This is a genomic window from Ruegeria sp. G7, from assembly GCF_056535465.1.
The window spans coordinates 1,535,716-1,554,000 of the sequence record NZ_JBQFIL010000001.1 but is presented as its reverse complement, the minus strand read 5'-3'; the positions used below and the strand labels follow the sequence as shown (position 1 = coordinate 1,554,000).

The 18,285-nt window shown below is 61.3% G+C and carries 16 protein-coding genes; 9 read left to right on the top strand and 7 right to left on the bottom strand.

All coding sequences use genetic code 11. The features are described 5' to 3' along the window. Position 1: 1 nt before the first annotated feature. The gene (locus ACR3EN_RS07795; protein WP_480732999.1) at positions 2–448 is read right to left on the bottom strand and encodes an RrF2 family transcriptional regulator; all 447 of its coding nucleotides are present in this window, start codon (positions 446–448) and stop codon (positions 2–4) included. A 94-nt stretch (positions 449–542) separates the two neighbouring features. Here ACR3EN_RS07795 and ACR3EN_RS07790 point away from each other — a divergent pair, with 94 nt between their 5' ends. Then, entirely contained in the window at positions 543–1,112 is a 570-nt protein-coding gene (locus ACR3EN_RS07790) for a gamma-glutamylcyclotransferase family protein (protein ID WP_480825847.1), read from the top strand. A gap of 145 nt (positions 1,113–1,257) precedes the next feature. Here ACR3EN_RS07790 and gltX read toward each other — a convergent pair whose 3' ends face one another. Then, a complete protein-coding gene (gltX, locus tag ACR3EN_RS07785; protein WP_480825845.1) occupies positions 1,258–2,583 on the bottom strand; it encodes a glutamate--tRNA ligase in 1,326 nt (441 codons plus the stop codon). A gap of 207 nt (positions 2,584–2,790) precedes the next feature. Here gltX and ACR3EN_RS07780 point away from each other — a divergent pair, with 207 nt between their 5' ends. Then, positions 2,791–3,723, top strand: coding sequence for an MBL fold metallo-hydrolase (locus tag ACR3EN_RS07780; protein ID WP_480825843.1), 933 nt, complete (start codon positions 2,791–2,793; stop codon positions 3,721–3,723). 3 nt (positions 3,724–3,726) lie between these two features. Here the strand turns inward: ACR3EN_RS07780 and ACR3EN_RS07775 are convergent, their stop codons facing one another. The 3 genes from ACR3EN_RS07775 to ACR3EN_RS07765 form a co-directional block, all read right to left on the bottom strand. Next, positions 3,727–5,058 carry an NAD(P)/FAD-dependent oxidoreductase gene (locus ACR3EN_RS07775; protein WP_480871207.1) on the bottom strand — a complete coding sequence of 444 codons (1,332 nt, stop codon included), beginning with the start codon at positions 5,056–5,058 and terminating at the stop codon, positions 3,727–3,729. A 150-nt stretch (positions 5,059–5,208) separates the two neighbouring features. Further along, on the bottom strand, positions 5,209–5,475 hold the full coding sequence (locus ACR3EN_RS07770) for a hypothetical protein (protein ID WP_480825839.1): 267 nt from the start codon (positions 5,473–5,475) through the stop codon (positions 5,209–5,211). Positions 5,476–5,747: 272 nt separating this feature from the next. Then, positions 5,748–7,406, bottom strand: a complete 1,659-nt coding sequence (locus ACR3EN_RS07765) for an NAD+ synthase (RefSeq protein ID WP_480871205.1) — start codon at positions 7,404–7,406, stop codon at positions 5,748–5,750. 152 nt (positions 7,407–7,558) lie between these two features. On the opposite strand from ACR3EN_RS07765, the gene ACR3EN_RS07760 reads away from it, so the two are divergent. Then, on the top strand, positions 7,559–9,049 hold the full coding sequence (locus ACR3EN_RS07760) for an MORN repeat-containing protein (RefSeq protein ID WP_480825835.1): 1,491 nt from the start codon (positions 7,559–7,561) through the stop codon (positions 9,047–9,049). A 6-nt stretch (positions 9,050–9,055) separates the two neighbouring features. Here ACR3EN_RS07760 and ACR3EN_RS07755 read toward each other — a convergent pair whose 3' ends face one another. After that, positions 9,056–9,721, bottom strand: a complete 666-nt coding sequence (locus ACR3EN_RS07755) for an SDR family NAD(P)-dependent oxidoreductase (protein ID WP_480825833.1) — start codon at positions 9,719–9,721, stop codon at positions 9,056–9,058. A 275-nt stretch (positions 9,722–9,996) separates the two neighbouring features. On the opposite strand from ACR3EN_RS07755, the gene ACR3EN_RS07750 reads away from it, so the two are divergent. Further along, on the top strand, positions 9,997–11,565 hold the full coding sequence (locus ACR3EN_RS07750; protein WP_480825831.1) for a 2-isopropylmalate synthase: 1,569 nt from the start codon (positions 9,997–9,999) through the stop codon (positions 11,563–11,565). A 155-nt stretch (positions 11,566–11,720) separates the two neighbouring features. On the opposite strand, the gene ACR3EN_RS07745 is transcribed toward ACR3EN_RS07750, so the two are convergent. Next, complete coding sequence (locus tag ACR3EN_RS07745; protein WP_480823672.1) at positions 11,721–12,506, bottom strand: 23S rRNA (adenine(2030)-N(6))-methyltransferase RlmJ; 786 nt, start codon at positions 12,504–12,506, stop codon at positions 11,721–11,723. Positions 12,507–12,661: 155 nt separating this feature from the next. On the opposite strand from ACR3EN_RS07745, the gene ACR3EN_RS07740 reads away from it, so the two are divergent. Genes ACR3EN_RS07740 through rodA form a run of 5 tightly spaced genes read left to right on the top strand, consistent with a single transcriptional unit; the run spans position 12,662 to position 18,278 of the window. Beyond that, entirely contained in the window at positions 12,662–13,708 is a 1,047-nt protein-coding gene (locus tag ACR3EN_RS07740; protein ID WP_480808446.1) for a rod shape-determining protein, read from the top strand. A 56-nt stretch (positions 13,709–13,764) separates the two neighbouring features. After that, positions 13,765–14,667, top strand: a complete 903-nt coding sequence (mreC, locus tag ACR3EN_RS07735; RefSeq protein ID WP_480823670.1) for a rod shape-determining protein MreC — start codon at positions 13,765–13,767, stop codon at positions 14,665–14,667. Further along, entirely contained in the window at positions 14,660–15,196 is a 537-nt protein-coding gene (locus tag ACR3EN_RS07730; RefSeq protein ID WP_480823668.1) for a rod shape-determining protein MreD, read from the top strand. The genes mreC and ACR3EN_RS07730 overlap by 8 nt, the downstream gene beginning before the upstream one ends. Beyond that, entirely contained in the window at positions 15,193–17,142 is a 1,950-nt protein-coding gene (gene mrdA, locus ACR3EN_RS07725; protein ID WP_480823666.1) for a penicillin-binding protein 2, read from the top strand. The genes ACR3EN_RS07730 and mrdA overlap by 4 nt, the downstream gene beginning before the upstream one ends. Beyond that, positions 17,139–18,278 carry a rod shape-determining protein RodA gene (gene rodA, locus ACR3EN_RS07720; RefSeq protein ID WP_480823664.1) on the top strand — a complete coding sequence of 380 codons (1,140 nt, stop codon included), beginning with the start codon at positions 17,139–17,141 and terminating at the stop codon, positions 18,276–18,278. The genes mrdA and rodA overlap by 4 nt, the downstream gene beginning before the upstream one ends. The last annotated feature ends 7 nt before the right edge of the window (positions 18,279–18,285 follow it).

The window sequence follows — 18,285 nt, the reverse complement described above, 5'->3', positions numbered from 1 at the left end:
CTTAGCGCACGCAGGCTACGGGCTGCAGGATTTTCAGCAATTGATCATTGTCGCAAACCAAAGCGTCCAGCGTAATCTCATCCAGCGAGGCATAGAACACCTCGGCCGCGTCCTGCAGCGCCAGCCGCAAACGGCAGGCATCGGTCAAGGGGCAAGTGTTGTCGGCATCCGCAAAACACTCAGCTATCGGCAGACCACCCTCGACATGGCGAAAGACCGAGCCGATGCGGATCTGGTCCGCAGGCCGCGCCAGCGTCATGCCGCCATTGCGACCACGCTGCGTGCTCAGATACTCCAGCTGGCTCAGCTGGTTGATCACTTGGGCCAGATGGTTTTCCGAGATGTTGCACACTTCGGCGATCTCGGATTTGGTGACCAGCCGATCCTGATGGGCGGCGCAATACATCAGCAGGCGCACCGCAATGTTTGTCCGTTTGGTAATCCGCATGTGGACCTCCCAAATTTCAAGATGCTGCCTTATTGCATGTCTCGTAAAAAGACTGTTTGACATACATCAATCGTCACCGAAGGATATGGCCCCCATGGCAGACCCTTATTTCTTTGGCTATGGAAGCCTCGTAAACCTGTCGACCCACGACTTTCCCGACCCTCGACCGGCGCGGCTGAAAGGCTGGCGCCGCGCCTGGAGGTACACCGATCTGCGCCCGGTTGCCTTTCTGACTGCAATCCCGGACCCGGGTTCGGAAATCGACGGCATGATCGCGCATGTCCCCGAGGATGACTGGGCCGCACTGGATGAACGCGAATGGGCCTATGACCGTATCCCCGCCACGCAGGCCATCACGCACCCGCTGACGCAGGAGGTCGAGATCGCAGTCTACGCCGTCCCGCAGCACAAGCATATCAAGCCCGACCAGCGGCACCCCCTGCTGCTCAGCTATCTCGATGTGGTGGTTCAGGGATATCTGCGCGCCTACGGCTCCGATGGTGCCGACCGCTTCTTTGCGACCACCGAAGGTTGGGATACCCCGATCCTGAACGATCGCGCCGCGCCCAGATATTCCCGCCACCAACAGCTGCAACCAGACGAAACCCGGCTTGTCGATGACCACCTCAACCGCCTCGGCAGCAAGATCATCCACCCTGCATAGCAAAAGGGGCAGGCACAACGGCCCGCCCCTTCTTCTGTTCAAAAATACTTCCGCCAGAAGGTGAGCGGCGTCCCGGAAACTGTCCACCGGACAGTTTCAGCCTCGAACGGGCGGAGCCCCGGTCTGCGCCACAAAGCGCGTTTCCTTACCCGCGTGCGCGGATAACCTGCAGCAAGGGCAACAGAGCCGCCATCTCCGGCCCACGCTCCATACCCGTCAGCGCCTTGCGCAACGGCATGAACAGGCCCTTGCCCTTGCGGCCGGTCGCCTCTTTCACGGCCTTGGTCCAGTTGCCCCAGGTCTCACCATCGAACGGGCCTTCGGGCAGCAACGCGACCGCTTCGGCAATAAACGCGCGGTCTTCGTCGTCGATCAGAGGCTCTGCCCCGTCGCGGCACAGCGCCCACCACCCTTTGAGGTCCGCCAGCGTAGTGATATTTTCACGCGCCATCGCCCAGAACGGCTCGGCCAGATCGGCGGGAACGCCTGCCTCGGCCACAGCATCGGCCACGTCAGCCAGCGGCAGCGTCTGCAGATGTTTCGCGGTCAGCGGGAACAGGTCCTGCACATCGAACTTGGTCGGGGCAGCACCAAAGCGGGTGACATCGAAGCCGTCGATCAACTCGGCCATATCCGCACGCAGCTCAACCGGATCGGAGGACCCCAACCGCGCCATCAGGCTCAGCAGCGCCATCGGCTGCACACCCTGCTCACGCAGATCGCGCAGGGCCAGCGTGCCCAGACGTTTCGACAGCGCCTCGCCCTGCGGGCCGGTTAGCAGCGAATGGTGTGCAAAGCGCGGGCAAGACCCGCCCAGCGCCTCGATGATCTGAATCTGCGTCGCCGTGTTGGTCACATGGTCCGAGCCGCGCACCACATCGGTCACGCCCATCTCGGTGTCGTCCACAACGGACGCAATCGTATAAAGAACCTGACCGTCACCCCGGATCAACACCGGATCAGAGACCGAGGCCGCGTCGATCGAGATATCGCCCAGAATACCATCAGCCCACTCGATCCGCTCATGGTTCAGCTTGAACCGCCACACACCATTGCCACGCTCGGCGCGCAGCGCCTCTTTCTCAGCATCTGACAAAGCCAGCGCTGCGCGGTCGTAGACTGGCGGTTTGCCCATGTTCAGTTGCTTCTTACGCTTGAGGTCCAGCTCGGTCGGGGTCTCGAACGCCTCATAGAACCGGCCCATCTCGCGCAGCTTGTCCGCAGCCTCGGCATACCGGTCCAGCCGCTCGGACTGACGTTCAACGCGGTCCCAATGCAGGCCCAGCCATTCCATATCCTGCTTGATCGCATCGACATATTCTTCCTTCGACCGCTCGGGGTCGGTGTCGTCGATGCGCAGGATGAAGGTGCCGCCTGCCTTGCGGGCGATCAGATAGTTCATCAGGGCGGTGCGCAGGTTGCCCACATGGATGTAACCGGTGGGCGACGGGGCGAAACGGGTGGTGGTCATGGGAGTCTCCTGTTGGCGCGGCTCTTGTCACAGGATGGGCGAATTGTCCAGCGAATGACGAAGGGCGGCGGTCCTCCGAAGATCGCGACATAAACAAAAATTAACACGTAATGTTCAACCACGCAGACTATGTGACCGGGGTATAAGGTGGCGGCAGGCCCAGACTGACCTACCTCAACCCATTATGCTCTGACAGGGAGAAAGAAGATGACCATCAAGATGACCCGCCGCGCGGCCCTTGGTACGGCGGCGGCTTTGCCTTTTGCAACAGCCGCAGCCCCGGTTCTGGCCGCAGGGGCTGAAACCAAGGCGAATTCGACCATCGCAAAGTCGTTTCAGCTGGGGGATTTCACCGTCACCACCCTGCTGGATGGCAGCCTGCCCCGCGACGGGGCGAAAGAGATTTTTGGCGGTGGCGCATCGGATGAAGAATTCGCCAAGGTTTCAGCCGAGAACTTCATTCCTGCCGATCAGGCGCATTTCTTCTTCACGCCGACGCTGGTCAATACCGGGTCCGAGCTGGTTCTCTTCGATACCGGCCTTGGACAGGGCGGCATTCAGACCGCTCTGGCTGACGCTGGCGTGACGCCGGATCAGATTGATGTGGTCGTGATCACCCACATGCATCCCGACCATATCGGCGGCATGACCACCAATGATGCCGCCACCTTTGCCAATGCGCGCTATGTGACCGCCGCGCCCGAGTATGACTTCTGGTCGGCGCAGGATGCCGGTAACCGCGTCGGCGATCTGGTCGCCGCCAAGGTCACGCCGCTGGCCGAAAAGATGAGCTTTATCGGCGACGGGGGCGAGGTCGCCTCGGGCATCACCGGGGTCGCGGCGTTCGGCCATACGCCGGGCCACATGGTCTATCATCTGGAAAGCAACGGCCAGAGGCTGGTGCTGACCGCCGATCTGGCCAACCACTATGTCTGGTCCTTCGCCCACCCTGAATGGGAGGTGCGCTTTGACATGGACAAAGCCGCGGCCACCCAATCTCGTCGCAATGTGCTGGGTATGCTGGCCGCCGACAAGGTGCCGATGATCGGCTATCATATGCCCTTCCCGGCCGCAGGCTTCGTCGAAACCCGCGGCGACGGGTTCCGCTTTGTCCCGGTCAGCTATCAGATGATGGGCTGAAGCTTAATATCCGGGGTCCGGCCGCAGTTCTGAGCCATCCGTAAAGCGGGTCAATCGAAAGGCGGCCGGATCAACACAAGGGGCAGCTTGCGTCACCAGATCGGCGACAAGCCGCCCTGCACCGGGGCCAATACCAAAACCATGGCCCGAGAACCCGGTTGCGATGAACAGCCCCGGTATGGTTTCGACATCGGAAATCACCGGAATGGCGTCCGGCGTCACGTCAATCATCCCGGCCCAGCTCTGCACGATTTCTGCAGCCTGCAGCGCCGGAAAGGCCTTGCGCGCATTCGACCATGACTGACGCAGCGCCTTTTGCGAGGGCTCAGGGTCCAGTACCCTGCAATGCTCGAACGGGGTCACATCGGTTGGCAGCCACCTGCGATCCTGCCGTGCCTCGGTCAGCCAGCGGTGCGACAGGCGGAACCGCAGGGATCGCCACTCCTGACGAAACGCAGGAAGGAATTGCCGGGCCAGCCGGAAACTGTCGGGCACGATATCGACGGTATTCTCGTGGCCAGAGGCGATCGTGCAGCCGCCGTCGGCACGCTTGCGAATGGCGAAATCATCGGTCCAAAGCGCGGGACCGGGGCTCGGTTCGGCCGGAGACGATCGCATCACAGTGTTCAGGACCTTGAGCTGTGGCAGCTCTATCCCCGCATTTCCCGCAAAAAGCCGCGACCAGGCACCGCCTGCCAATACCACGCGGCTGCACGTGACACGGCCTCGTTCGGTGAACACGCCTGCAATGCGCCCGGCTTGCACATCAACGCTGCGCACAGCGCAATTCGTCATGATGGCGGCCCCGCGATCCCGCGCAGCCTCGGCAATGGCCGGGGCGGCCCATTGCGGCTCGGCCCGCCCATCCTGTGGCATGTAAAGCGCGGCGTTCAGGTTCAGGGTGTTGTCTGGCAGCAGCGACTGCAACGCAGCCCCATGGACCATCTGCGCGCCCGTTTGCAACCCTTCCACATTGGCCAGCCACCGCGTCAGGTTTGCCTCATCACGCGCACCTGAGGCACCAAACAAGATGCCGGATTGTACGTACCCGGTTCTGCGCCCAATGCGTGCGTCCAGCCCCTGCCAGATTTGAACTGCCTGCGTCATAAGCGGGATTTCACGCGGGTCCCGCAGACCCAGGCGAACCCAACCCCAATTCCGCGAACTCTGTTCAGCCGCGATCTGGCCCTTTTCGCAGATCAGGACGGAAATCCCCCGCTCGGCCAGTTCCAATGCTGTTGAAACACCAATAATACCGCCGCCGATGACGACGACATCTACATGCTTGGGAAGGGTCAGATCAGAGTCGACAGGCGTCGGAGTCGGGCCAGGCATCAACCGCTCGGGATTAGGTCATTGGACCCGCATCCAGCCTCAGAAAACCTCTGCTGACAACTTGGAACAGGCGCGCACCCATGGGTTTGCGCCAACCTGTGGCCAATCGGCCAAAGCGCGGGTCATTGGCCTATGTTCAGGCCGGAATCTTCAGGCCGCGCCGGACAGCTGCGCCCATTTCTGGCGCAGGGCAGAACCAAGCCCAGCGTCTTCCTGCGCAGCCGTGGATTCTTGCGGCTGCAGCGCCGGAAACTCGGCGCGCGCCGGCTGTGTCTCGACCGCAGGTGCGGGATTTTCCTGCTTCAAAAGATCGGCAATTGAGGCGTCCAGCGCTTCTTCATCCAGCTCGCAGGGCGCGGATTCCATCGGTCTCAATTGCATCGGCGCGTGAAGCGGCTTGTCGTACCAATAGTCCATATTAACACCAATACCTTTACGAACATCCCAAACACGGATGCTTTGCCCCAGTTCGACAACCCCGGCATTGGCCCCCTAACACAGACCAAACCATCAGATTGCGTCATGCTTGCCGCACTTGTGGCAAACCCCTGTCTCAAATGTGGCGAAAAGTGGGCCAGGAATCAAGATAAACACGGGTCCATGTCCCGTAGCGCACAGTATTTACTGCATAATTCTGGTCCAATGCGGCTATTGTAGGAAATTGGTAAACAATCCCCTCAGATACGGCCTCAGCTGCGGTCACGCCAGCGATTCACGATGGGATAGCGGCGATCCAGCCAGAAGGCGCGCGGCGTAAGTCGCGTACCCGGTGCCGACTGGAACCGTTTGTATTCGCTGATATAGATCAGATGCTCGACCCGCTCTGCCTCGGCCTTGTCGAACCCGGCGGCAACGCAATCCGCAACCGAACCGTCCTGATCCACCAGAATGTCCAGCAGCGCATCCAGCACCGGGTAATCCGGCAGGCTGTCGCTGTCTTTCTGATCCTCACGCAACTCAGCACTGGGTGGCTTGTCGATGACGGACGGGCGGATGACCTCGCCCTCTGGCCCCATCATCCAGTCGCGATGATTGGCATTGCGCCAGCGGCAGGTCTCGAACACGCGCGTTTTGTAGAGGTCTTTGATCGGATTATAGCCACCGTTCATATCACCGTAGATCGTGGCATAGCCCACCGCGATCTCGGATTTGTTGCCCGTGGTCAGCAGCATCTCACCAAACTTGTTCGAGATCGCCATCAGCAGCAGCCCACGCAGACGGGATTGGATGTTCTCCTCGGTCAGGTCCTCATCACGCCCCTCGAACAGAGGGGCCAGCGTGTCGGTCACCGCAGCCCGCCCCTGTGAGATCGGCACAAAGTCACAATGCACGCCCAGCGCCTTGGCGACGGCCTCGGCATCATCCAGAGAACTTTGGCTGGTGTATTCCGACGGCAGCATCACACAGCGCACATTCCCGGCGCCGATGGCATCCACGGCAATCGTCGCCACCAGCGCCGAATCGACGCCGCCAGACAGGCCCAGAACGACCTTCTTGAATCCGGTCTTGCGCATATAGTCACGCAAGGACAGCACCATGGCGCGATAGTCCTGCTCCCATGCGTCGGGTTGGGGCACCACCTCGCCGGGCGCGATCCGCCAGCCATCCTCGCCGCGCAGCAGGTCGACATGCTGCACCGTCTCGTCAAAAACTGGCATCCGAAACGCCAGCTCTCCGCCCGGGTTCAGACCAAAGGTGGCACCGTCAAAGACCTGATCATCCTGCCCGCCGACCATGTTCAGATAAATCAAGGGCAGCCCCGTTTCGACCACGCGCGAGACCATGTGGTTCAACCGGATATCGTATTTGTCGCGGAAATAGGGTGAGCCATTGGGGATCAGCAGGAACTCGGCCCCCGTCTCTTCCAGCGTCTCGGCAACGTCCTCATGCCAGCCATCCTCGCAGATCGGGCTGCCAATACGGATATTGCCCACCGCATAGGGACCGCCCATCGGGCCAGCATCATAAAGACGCACTTCGTCAAAGACGGTTTCATTGGGCAGATGGTGTTTCAGAACCTTGCTGACGATCCGTCCGCCTTTCAGGATCAGATAGGCGTTGTAAAGCTTGTCATCCTCAAACCATGGCCCCCCGATGGCCAGAGCGGGACCTTCGGCGCATCGTTCGGCCAGCGCTTCAACAGCCGCCATCGCCGCCCGGTGAAACATCGGTTTCCGCACCAGATCCTGCGTGTTGTAGCCGGTGATGAACATTTCGGGCAGTGCCACCAGATCGGCCTGCGCGTCGCGACCTTCGGCCCATGCGGCGGCAGCCTTGGCGGCATTGCCGTCTATGTCGCCCACGGTCGGGTTCAGCTGCGCCAGCGTGATACGGAAACGATCGGCCATTTTGCCCTCTTGCCTTCGTCAGTCTTTCAGGGATTTAGCAGATCACAGCGCGAGTAAAAGGCAAATGCGGCAAAAGCCGTTGCCCTGTCCTTGGCGGTATCTTAGTTTTGCGGCGAAAGAACACTTCAGCTCCCCCGCAGGCAGGTACACCGATGAACGCAATCCGCACCTCTATCGCCGCAACAGTACTTACCCTCGTGGCGCAGGTCGCTGCAGCCCAGCAAGATGGTCAGGTGATCATTGCAGATGACGATGTGGGCGGCGTCTATGAAGGGACCTTCCAGAACGGGCTGAGGCATGGGACCGGCACTTACCGTCTCCCAAGCGGGTTCGAATATGCAGGCGAGTGGGTCGAGGGCGAGATTCAGGGCCAAGGAACGGCGCGCTATGCAAATGGCGCGGTTTACGAGGGCAGCTTTGTCAAAGGCCGCCCGGACGGGCGCGGCAAGATTACCTATGCGGACGGACGCACTTATGAAGGTGAGTGGTCAGCCGGTGCGATCAATGGAATGGGTGTGGCCGAATACACCAACGGTATGCGGTACGAGGGTGGCTTTGAAAACGCCAAACGCCACGGCAAGGGCGTTCTGACCGGACCCGACGGCTATGTCTATGACGGGGACTGGGTGCAGGGCAGTAAAGAAGGCACCGCCAAGATCACCTATGCCGACGGCAGTACCTATGAAGGCGGCGTGAAAGACGGCAAACGCCACGGCACCGGTGCGCAGAACATGGCTGACGGGTTCACCTATACCGGCGAATGGGTAGAGGATACGATGACCGGAACCGGTCGTCTGGTCTATGCCAATGGTGATGTTTACGAAGGCGTTCTGGCTGATGGCAGGCGTCAGGGCGTTGGCAAGGTTACTCATGCCAATGGCGCGGTTTACGAGGGCAATTTCGCCGACGACATGCGCAATGGGCAGGGCACATTCACGGGAACCGACGGGTTTCGGTATTCCGGCGAATGGCAGAACGGTCAGATTCAGGGCCTGGGCGAAGTGACCTATGCCGACGGCTCGGTCTATATTGGTGACTTCCAGGATGATCTGCCGCACGGAACGGGCCGCACCACCTATCCAAATGGCACAGTTTATGATGGCGAATGGGTTGCCGGTATTTTTGAGGGGTCAGGCACTGCGACCTACCCCAATGGGACCGTCTACAAAGGCCAGTTCAGGAACGCGCGCAGCCACGGCAAGGGCGTGCTGACATTTGCCAACGGCTATCGCTATGACGGCGACTGGGTGGATGGTGTCCGGCATGGAACGGGCAAAGCGACATTCCCCGATGGCACCACCTATGAAGGCGATTTTGAAGACGGCAAGCGTCAAGGTCAGGGGACATTCACGCGGCCCGGCGGGTTCAGCTATACTGGTGCTTGGGTAGATGGCAAGATCACCGGCTTCGGCACGGCGACTTACGAAACCGGCGATGTCTATGAAGGCCATTTTCTTGAGAATAAGCGCCATGGCGACGGCACTATGCGCTACGCAGGAGGTGAGGTGGAAACAGGCGTCTGGGCAAATGACACGCTGGCAAGCGAAGCCGAGGCCACGTCAGACCCTGCCCCTTCTGCGGCCGAGCCAGATGCAGCGGATCCTGCAGCCGATACCGCCAACACGGATACAAATGACGGCTAACTAAGCCTACCAGGGGATCGGTTTACCGGCCCAATCATAGAACCCGCCAGAATCTGCCGGGGCAAGACCATTGATTACCCCCAGCAGATTGGTGGCGGCGACCGCAGGCTCGACCGCCGGGTGTCTGCCAAGATATTTCTCGGTAAAGGCGGTTTTGACCGTTCCAGGGTGCAGAGCAACACAAACGGCTTCTTTGTGCGTGCGCGCAAGCTCGATCGCGGCCGTATGGACAACCTGGTTCACCGCAGCCTTCGCTGCGCGATAGCTGACCCAACCGCCCAGCCGATTGTCTCCGATCGAGCCCACCCGCGCCGAAAGCACCGCAATGGTCGCGGGGCGATCCCGTGGCAGTAAGCGGTGCGCGTGGCCCAGCACCAGCGCCGGGCCAACTGCGTTCAACGCAAACTGATCCATCATCGCCTGCCCCGTCACGCTGCGCATGGATTTCTCGGGCGCCGCGCCGTTGATCTCTAACGCACCCGAGGCAACCATGATCAGGTCGTATGGGCCCTTAAGGGCGGACAATTGACGCTCGACCACATCGGGCCGGGTCAGATCGAACCCATCTGCCGAGCGTGACAGACGGGTCACCTCAACGCCTTGCTGTTGCAGTCGCGTGCTCAGGGCCTGGCCGATCCCGCCGGACGCGCCGATAATCAATGCATTTTCCATGCTGCGGGACCTAGACGGAAATCCCAGACCATCAACCGCGCATCCAAAATTCATCTCATCTGAATTTCGTTCTTTTCAATCGCGCCATGCGCTGTATAACCTCATCCTCATGATCAACCGCGCAGATATCCTTGTCGCCGACACCGCCCTTCGCGGTGCGTCGCTGCGTGGCCTACTGATCCTAATCCGCCTCTGAGCGTGCCATCCGGCGCGCCCGCTCAGAGGAGGACGCCCGCGCGCCATAGGCTTTAGGACAGAAGAAGAAAGAGTACCCCATGACCAATGTGACCGACCAAGACCGCGTCTTGATCTTCGATACCACTTTGCGCGACGGCGAGCAGAGCCCCGGCGCAACCATGACCCATGACGAAAAGCTCGAGATTGCCGAACTGCTGGACGAAATGGGCGTCGACATTATCGAAGCCGGTTTCCCCATCGCATCCGAGGGAGATTTCAAGGCCGTCTCTGAGATTGCCGAGCGATCAAAGAACAGCCGTATCTGTGGGCTTGCCCGCGCCAACTTCGCCGATATCGACCGCTGCTGGGAGGCTGTGAAACACGCGCGGCAGAACCGCATTCACACTTTCATCGGCACATCCCCCCTGCACCGTGCGATCCCGAACCTGACGCAGGACGAGATGGCCGAGAAGATCCACGAAACGGTCAGCCACGCACGCAACCTGTGTGAAAACGTGCAATGGTCGCCGATGGATGCAACGCGGACCGAGTGGGACTATCTGTGCCGTGTGATCGAGATCGCGATCAAAGCAGGCGCGACCACGATCAACATCCCCGACACGGTGGGCTACACCGCCCCTGTCGAGTCTGCCGACCTGATCAAACGCCTGATTGAGACCGTACCGGGCGCGGATGAGGTGATCTTTGCCACTCACTGTCACAACGACCTTGGCATGGCGACCGCGAACTCTCTGGCCGCTGTTGCAGGCGGTGCGCGTCAGATCGAATGCACCATCAACGGTCTGGGCGAACGCGCGGGCAACACGGCTTTGGAAGAGGTCGTGATGGCGCTGCGCACCCGCAACGACATCATGCCCTGGCACACGGGCATCGACACCACCAAGATTATGCATATCTCGCGCCGCGTGGCGACCGTGTCGGGCTTCAACGTGCAGTTCAACAAAGCCATCGTCGGCAAGAACGCCTTTGCCCATGAAAGCGGCATCCATCAGGATGGCATGCTGAAGAACCGCGAAAACTTCGAGATCATGCGCCCCGAGGATATCGGCCTCTCCGGCACCTCTCTGCCCTTGGGCAAACACTCGGGCCGCGCCGCGCTGCGCGACAAGCTCGAGACGTTGGGCTTTGATGTGGGTGACAACCAGCTCAAAGACATCTTCGTTCGGTTCAAGGATCTGGCCGACCGCAAGAAAGAGGTGTTCGACGACGACCTGATCGCATTGATGACCATGGATGAGCATGACGACTATCTGCAGCTCGTCTCGATGAAAGTGACCTGCGGCACCGGCGGTCAGGCCGAGGCGACACTTGAGCTGGAAATGGACGGCAAGGATATCATTGCCACCGAACATGGCGACGGGCCCGTGGATGCAACCTTCAAGGCGATCCGTGCGATTTATCCGAACAAGGCACATCTGCAGCTGTACCAGGTACATGCGGTGACCGAGGGGACGGACGCGCAAGCCACTGTCTCGGTGCGTCTGGAAGAGGATGGCATGATCGCCACCGGCCAGTCGGCCAATACCGACACGGTTGTGGCCTCGGCCAAGGCTTATATCCACGCGCTGAACCGCCTGATCATGCGCCGTGAAAAGGCAGGGCCCGGTGCCGATGCGCGCGAGATCAGCTACAAAGACCTGACCTGATCAAAGGGGAAAGGCTCCCGCACCCGCGGGTGCCCGGCTGCGCCGAACCCCCTTGCGGTTTTGGGCCCGGCAGCGCGCGCGCTGCCCAACGCGTTTGGCGGCATCTTTGATGCTGGCAAACGGGGCGGGAGCATCTCTGGCCGTTTGGCACCTGCTCAGAGTTTTTCAAACAAACCCGAAAGGCGGCCCATCTCGTCTTCAATCCCAAAGGGCGCGTTCAGCACGAACATACCCGAACCCACCATCCGATGCCCCTCGCGCGCCGGAGGGAACCTCACCTCATGGCAGGTCGCCTTGGGATAACCCGCTGATTTCAAGGCCGAGATCATGGGCCTGTGCCGTCCATCCGTCAGGATCGGATACCAAAGCGCGATCACCCCAACATTCCATTTGCGATGCAGCTTGGCGATCACCCCCGGAATGCGCTCGTAATCCGTCTTCACCTCATAGCTGGGATCGATCAGCACCATCCCCCGCCGCGGCGTCGGCGGCAGCAGGGACTGCGCCAGCTCAAAACCGTCCTGCTGGTAGACCTTCGCACCATAGGGCGACAGCGCCAGCGAAAGCGCCGCGTGTTCCTGCGGGTGCAACTCGGCAAAATGCAGGCTGTCCTGCGCGCGCAGCAGATTGGCCGCAATCAGCGGTGAGCCCGGGTAGGACACCGCGCCGTGACGGCTCTGTACCTCCTCCAACACGCGCGCCATCGGATGACCCGCGCCAAACCACCCCTCGCGCTGCACCCGCGCGATCCCGGCGGCCGCTTCGCCGGTGCGCACGGCCTCGGCTGCATCAAGGCGATACAGACCGCGCCCGGAATGCGTCTCGATATAGGTGATCGGTTTGTCTTTACGGGTCAGATACCCAAGCACCCACGCCAATAAAGCGTGCTTTTGTACATCAGCCAGATTCCCGGCGTGGTAAATGTGTTGATATGAGAGCATTTTGCCTTCTAAAGTCCCTATCAATAAGGCGGAAAGGTGCTGATTGTCGCGGAATCAGCCCTTTAACCGGGCGAGATGGCACCCTATAAGGCATCCGTCCCGGAACCGTCGAGTCGCGGGCAGTGGAAATTCTGACAAACGGGATCAGTAAAAATATGGGCATCTTTGGCAATCTGGGCGGCCTGTTCTCAGCGGATATGGCAATTGACCTTGGGACAGCGAACACGCTGGTCTATGTCAAGGGGCGCGGTGTGATCCTGTCTGAACCGTCGGTTGTGGCCTATCACGTCAAGGATGGCGTCAAAAAGGTCCTGGCCGTGGGCGAGGACGCGAAGCTGATGCTGGGCCGAACGCCCGGCTCGATCGAGGCGATCCGTCCGATGCGCGAAGGCGTGATCGCTGACTTTGACACTGCCGAAGAGATGATCAAGCACTTCATCCGCAAGGTGCATAAACGCTCGACCTTCTCGAAACCAAAAATCATTGTCTGCGTCCCTCATGGTGCGACACCGGTTGAAAAACGCGCGATCCGCCAGTCGGTTCTCTCGGCTGGTGCCCGCCGCGCGGGCCTGATTGCCGAGCCGATTGCGGCCGCGATTGGGGCAGGCATGCCGATCACCGATCCGACCGGTAACATGGTCGTTGATATCGGCGGCGGCACGACCGAGGTGGCGGTTCTGTCGCTGGGCGACATCGTTTATGCCCGTTCGGTTCGTGTGGGTGGAGACCGGATGGACGAGGCCATCATCTCATACCTACGCCGTCAGCAGAACCTGCTGGTCGGTGAATCCACCGCCGAACGCATCAAGACCACCATCGGTACAGCCCGTATGCCCGACGATGGCCGGGGCCAGTCGATGCACATCCGCGGGCGCGATTTGCTGAACGGCGTGCCCAAGGAAATCGAGATCAGTCAGGCTCAGGTGGCCGAGGCGTTGTCAGAACCCGTGCAGGCGATCTGTGAGGCGGTGATGACCGCGCTGGAGACCACGCCGCCCGATCTGGCCGCCGATATCGTCGACCGGGGCGTTATGCTGACCGGAGGTGGCGCGTTGCTGGGCGATCTGGATCTGGCGCTGCGCGAACAGACCGGTCTGGCTGTATCGATTGCTGACGAAAGCCTGAACTGTGTGGCTTTGGGCACCGGTAAGGCGCTGGAATACGAAAAACAGCTGCGCCACGCGATTGACTACGACAGCTAAGGCGCGCACCCTGAAGGCGTGAGAATTCGGGCAAGAGCAGCACGGGAAGGTAACCTGTGGCAAAGGACCGATCACAACGCGATGAATACACGACCCCCTTGCGTCGTCTGCTGCTGGGGATTGTGGTGCTGTGCCTGCTCGCGATCTTTCTGGTCTGGCGTATCGACAGCCCGCGTGTGGAACGGTTCCGGGCGCAGGTGGTGGACAAGGTGGTGCCCTCGATGGAATGGGCGATGGTGCCGGTCACGGCTGCGGTCAACCTCGCGCGGGACTTCCAAAGCTACCAACGCCTGAGCGAGCAGAACCAGGAGTTGCGCAGCGAGCTGCGCCTGATGCGCGCGTGGAAAGAGGCCGCGCTGCAGCTGGAGCAGGAAAACGCCCGTCTGCTGGACCTCAACAATGTGCGGCTCGACCCCCGGCTGACCTATGTGACGGGCGTTGTGATGGCGGACAGTGGCTCTCCGTTCCGGCAATCGGTGTTGTTGAACGTGGGGGAACGTGACGGGATCGTCGACGGCTGGGCCACGATGGACGGGATCGGTGTGGTCGGGCGTATCTCGGGCGTTGGCGCGGATACGGCACGGGTGATCCTGCTGACAGATGCCTCGAGCGCGATACCGGCGACCATCCAACCCTCGGGGCAGACCGCGCTGATTGCCGGGGATAACAGCGCCTCGCCGCTGGTGCAGTTTCTGGAAAACCGTGAGCTGGTACGCCCCGGTGACAGGGTTGTGACCTCGGGCGATGGCGGCGTCTTCCCCGGAGGGTTGCTAATCGGCCAGATCGCCGTCGACCCCGGCGGGCGACTGCGGGTGCGCCTCTCGGCGGATTTCGAGCGGCTTGAATTCCTGCGGGTGCTGCGGTTCCAGTCGGCTCAGCCCATCCGCGACCCCGGTGGCATCGTCGGCCCGCGCCAGCCCGAGGCCGCCCTGACCGCACCGGAGGCCACAGATGGATAGGCCGTCCTCGCACCTCTGGATGAAACGCGGGCTGTATCTGGCGCTGGCGGTGTTAGTGATGTTTCTTCACCTGCTGCCGCTGGATTCGAAACCGGATCGCTGGCCGTTTCCCGACATCCTGATGGCGCTGACCTATGCCTGGGTGCTGCGTCGCCCCGAATATGTTCCGATCCTTGCGATTGCCTTTGTGATGCTGATGGCCGATCTGCTGTTGCAGCGGCCTCCGGGGTTGCTGGCGGCGCTGGTGGTCATAGGGGCCTCGTACCTGCGCACGGCAGCACCGGGGATGCGCGACAGCGGGTTTGTCAGCGAATGGACCACGGTCGGCGCCGTGATCACGGCAGTTTTTGTGCTCAACCGCGTCATTCTTGCTATTCTGTCCGTGCAACAGGCAGCGCTGGGGCCGGTGGTGATACAGGTGGTTCTGACAATTGCGATATACCCGCTGATCGTTCTGCTCAGCCAGAGCGCGTTTGGCGTGCGCCGCAAGTCGGTTGCTGACAACACGACCGCAGGGGCACGGGCATGAAGCAGCGCAAGCCCAAATCCCAAGGCCTCGCCTACAAACGCCTGCCGCGCCGGGCGCTGGTGCTGGGCGGGCTGCAGGCGGCCTTCATCGGCGGGCTGGCGGCGCGGATGCGCTTCATGCAGGTCGATCAGGCCGACGAATACCGCCTGCTGGCCGAGGAAAACCGCATCAATATTCGTCTGATTCCGCCGACGCGCGGGCGGATTTACGATCGCAACGGGCAGATCATCGGGCAGAACTCGCCGTCCTACCGCATCGTGATCGTGCGCGAGGATGCCGGTGATATCGACAAGGTCATCGCCAAACTGTCCGATCTGATCCCGCTGAACGAAGATGAGATCGAGCGCGCGCGCACCGAAATGCGCCGCTCGGCCCCGTTCCTGCCAGTCACGCTGGTCGATCAGGTGACATGGGAAGACATCTCGAAGGTCGCCGTCAACGCCCCGGCCCTGCCCGGCGTCACGCCCGAGGTCGGCCAGACCCGGCAATACCCGCGCTATGAGGATTTCGCCCATATCGTCGGCTATGTCGGCCCGGTCAGCGACTATGACCTCAGCCAGATCGAAGACCCCGAACCGGTGCTGCGCATCCCCCGGTTCCAGATCGGCAAGGTCGGGCTGGAAGCCAAGCAAGAGATCGACCTGCGCGGCCGGGCCGGTTCAAAGCGGGTCGAGGTCAACGCCACCGGCCGCGTCATGCGCGAACTGGACCGGCAGGAAGGCCAACCCGGCGCGGATCTGCAACTGTCGGTCGACGCGGACCTGCAGCAATACGCTCAGGCACGACTTGCCGGAGAAAGCGCCGCCGCTGTAGTCATTGATTGCGAAACCGGCGATCTGCGGGCGATGGCCTCGGCCCCGAGTTTCGACCCCAACCTGTTTGTGCGCGGTATTTCGGTCGCGGATTATCAGATCCTGACACAGGACAAGTACCGCCCGCTGGCCAACAAGACGGTTCAGGGCACTTATCCGCCCGGATCGACCTTCAAGATGGTCACCGCGCTGGCCGCGCTTGAGGCCGGTGTCGTTGGTCCCGGCAACACCGTCTATTGCCCCGGCCACCTCAAGGTCGGCAGCCGCCGCTTCCACTGCTGGAAGCGTGGCGGGCACGGCATGGTCGACCTCAACACCTCGCTCAAGCGCAGCTGCGATGTTTATTACTATGACGTGGCGATCAAGGTCGGCATCGACAAAATCTCCGAGATGGCGCGCACCCTCGGGCTGGGCATCAAGCACGACATCCCGATGTCTGCCGTGCGTGCAGGGCTGGCCCCCAATCAGGAATGGAAACAACGCACCCATGGTGAGGATTGGCTGATCGGCGATACGGCCAACGCGTCGATCGGGCAGGGTTTCATGCTGGCCTCGCCGATGCAACTGGCCGTGATGACGGCAAGGATCGCCACCGGGCGCGCCGTCACGCCCCGTCTGGTCCGGTCTATCGATGGGGTCGAACAGCCAACCGGTGCAGGTGAGCCGCTTGAGATCAGCCCGGCAAATCTGAACTACATCCGCGAGGCGATGTGGTCTGTCTCGAACGACCGGCGCGGGACGGCTTATCGGAGCCGCATCATCGCCGATGATTTCCGCATGGCTGGCAAGACCGGCACCAGTCAGGTGCGCAACATCACCAAGGCCGAGCGCGCCGCAGGTGTGATCCGCAACGAGGATCTGCCATGGGAACGCCGCGACCACGCGCTGTTCGTCAGCTTCGCGCCCTATGACAATCCGAAATACGCCATCGCCGTTGTGGTCGAACATGGCGGCGGCGGGTCCAAGGCCGCCGCGCCGGTTGCGCGCGATATCATGCTGCAAGCGCTCTATAACGGCACACCGCCGCTTGAGGCCTATCCGACCGCTGATCGCGAGCGCATCAAGGAACAACAAAAACGGCTTGAGGGCGACCGCCGCCCCAAAGCGCGTCCTGACGCAAAGGACCGCGCATGAGCTATCTTGAATATGCCGTCAAATCCACGCCATCGGGGTTCCGTAAGTTCCTTTATATGAACTGGCCGCTGACGCTGCTGCTGATCAGCGTAGCCAGTGCCGGGTTCCTGATGTTGTTCTCGGTCGCGGGCGGATCGTGGACGCCATGGGCCGAGCCGCAGATGGAGCGGTTCGGGCTGGGCCTGACAGTGATGTTCATCATCGCGCTCGTGCCGATCTGGTTCTGGCGGAATATGTCGGTCGTGGCCTATCTGGGGTCAATCGGCTTGCTTGTCATAGTCGAACTGTTCGGCACCATCGGCATGGGCGCGCAACGCTGGATCGATCTTGGGTTCATGCGCCTGCAACCCTCCGAAGTGATGAAAGTGGCGCTCGTCATGGTGCTGGCCGCTTATTATGACTGGCTGCCCGCGCATAAAACCTCACGCCCGCTGTGGGTGATTATCCCGGTCATCCTGATCCTGATCCCCACCTTCATGGTGTTGCGCCAACCGGACCTCGGCACCTCGATCCTGCTGCTGGCCGCGGGCGGAGGGCTAATGTTTCTGGCCGGCGTCCATTGGGCCTATTTCGCCGCCGTAATCGCGGCGGGGGTTGGCCTGATTGCCACGGTGTTCAACAGCCGGGGGACGGAATGGCAGCTGCTCAAGGACTATCAGTTCCGCCGGATTGATACGTTTCTAGACCCCTCAACCGACCCGTTAGGCGCAGGCTATCACATTACGCAATCTAAGATCGCGCTGGGGTCCGGCGGCTGGAACGGGCGCGGGTTCATGCAGGGCACCCAATCGCGTCTGAACTTCCTGCCGGAAAAACACACCGATTTCATCTTCACCACCCTGGCCGAGGAATTCGGCTTTGTCGGCGGCATCACACTGCTGATCCTCTATGGTCTGATCCTGATCTTCTGCATGGTCACGGCGCTGGCGACCAAGGATCGGTTCTCGTCCCTTGTGACGCTGGGCATTGCGCTGAACTTCTTCCTGTTCTTTGCGGTCAATATGTCGATGGTCATGGGGCTGGCCCCGGTCGTAGGTGTGCCGCTGCCGATGGTCAGCTATGGCGGCTCGGCCATGCTGGTGCTGATGGCCGCCTTCGGTATCGTGCAAAGCGCCCATATTCACCGCCCCCGCTGAAAGGTCC

Excerpts from the sequence above, each read along its gene's own strand:
- ACR3EN_RS07795 (WP_480732999.1), bottom strand. The coding sequence starts at position 448 with ATGCGGATTACCAAACGGACAAACATTGCGGTGCGCCTGCTGATGTAT.
- ACR3EN_RS07790 (WP_480825847.1), top strand. The coding sequence starts at position 543 with ATGGCAGACCCTTATTTCTTTGGCTATGGAAGCCTCGTAAACCTGTCG.
- gltX (WP_480825845.1), bottom strand. The coding sequence starts at position 2,583 with ATGACCACCACCCGTTTCGCCCCGTCGCCCACCGGTTACATCCATGTG.
- ACR3EN_RS07780 (WP_480825843.1), top strand. The coding sequence starts at position 2,791 with ATGACCATCAAGATGACCCGCCGCGCGGCCCTTGGTACGGCGGCGGCT.
- ACR3EN_RS07775 (WP_480871207.1), bottom strand. The coding sequence starts at position 5,058 with ATGCCTGGCCCGACTCCGACGCCTGTCGACTCTGATCTGACCCTTCCC.
- ACR3EN_RS07770 (WP_480825839.1), bottom strand. The coding sequence starts at position 5,475 with ATGGACTATTGGTACGACAAGCCGCTTCACGCGCCGATGCAATTGAGA.
- ACR3EN_RS07765 (WP_480871205.1), bottom strand. The coding sequence starts at position 7,406 with ATGGCCGATCGTTTCCGTATCACGCTGGCGCAGCTGAACCCGACCGTG.
- ACR3EN_RS07760 (WP_480825835.1), top strand. The coding sequence starts at position 7,559 with ATGAACGCAATCCGCACCTCTATCGCCGCAACAGTACTTACCCTCGTG.
- ACR3EN_RS07755 (WP_480825833.1), bottom strand. The coding sequence starts at position 9,721 with ATGGAAAATGCATTGATTATCGGCGCGTCCGGCGGGATCGGCCAGGCC.
- ACR3EN_RS07750 (WP_480825831.1), top strand. The coding sequence starts at position 9,997 with ATGACCAATGTGACCGACCAAGACCGCGTCTTGATCTTCGATACCACT.
- ACR3EN_RS07745 (WP_480823672.1), bottom strand. The coding sequence starts at position 12,506 with ATGCTCTCATATCAACACATTTACCACGCCGGGAATCTGGCTGATGTA.
- ACR3EN_RS07740 (WP_480808446.1), top strand. The coding sequence starts at position 12,662 with ATGGGCATCTTTGGCAATCTGGGCGGCCTGTTCTCAGCGGATATGGCA.
- ACR3EN_RS07730 (WP_480823668.1), top strand. The coding sequence starts at position 14,660 with ATGGATAGGCCGTCCTCGCACCTCTGGATGAAACGCGGGCTGTATCTG.
- mrdA (WP_480823666.1), top strand. The coding sequence starts at position 15,193 with ATGAAGCAGCGCAAGCCCAAATCCCAAGGCCTCGCCTACAAACGCCTG.
- rodA (WP_480823664.1), top strand. The coding sequence starts at position 17,139 with ATGAGCTATCTTGAATATGCCGTCAAATCCACGCCATCGGGGTTCCGT.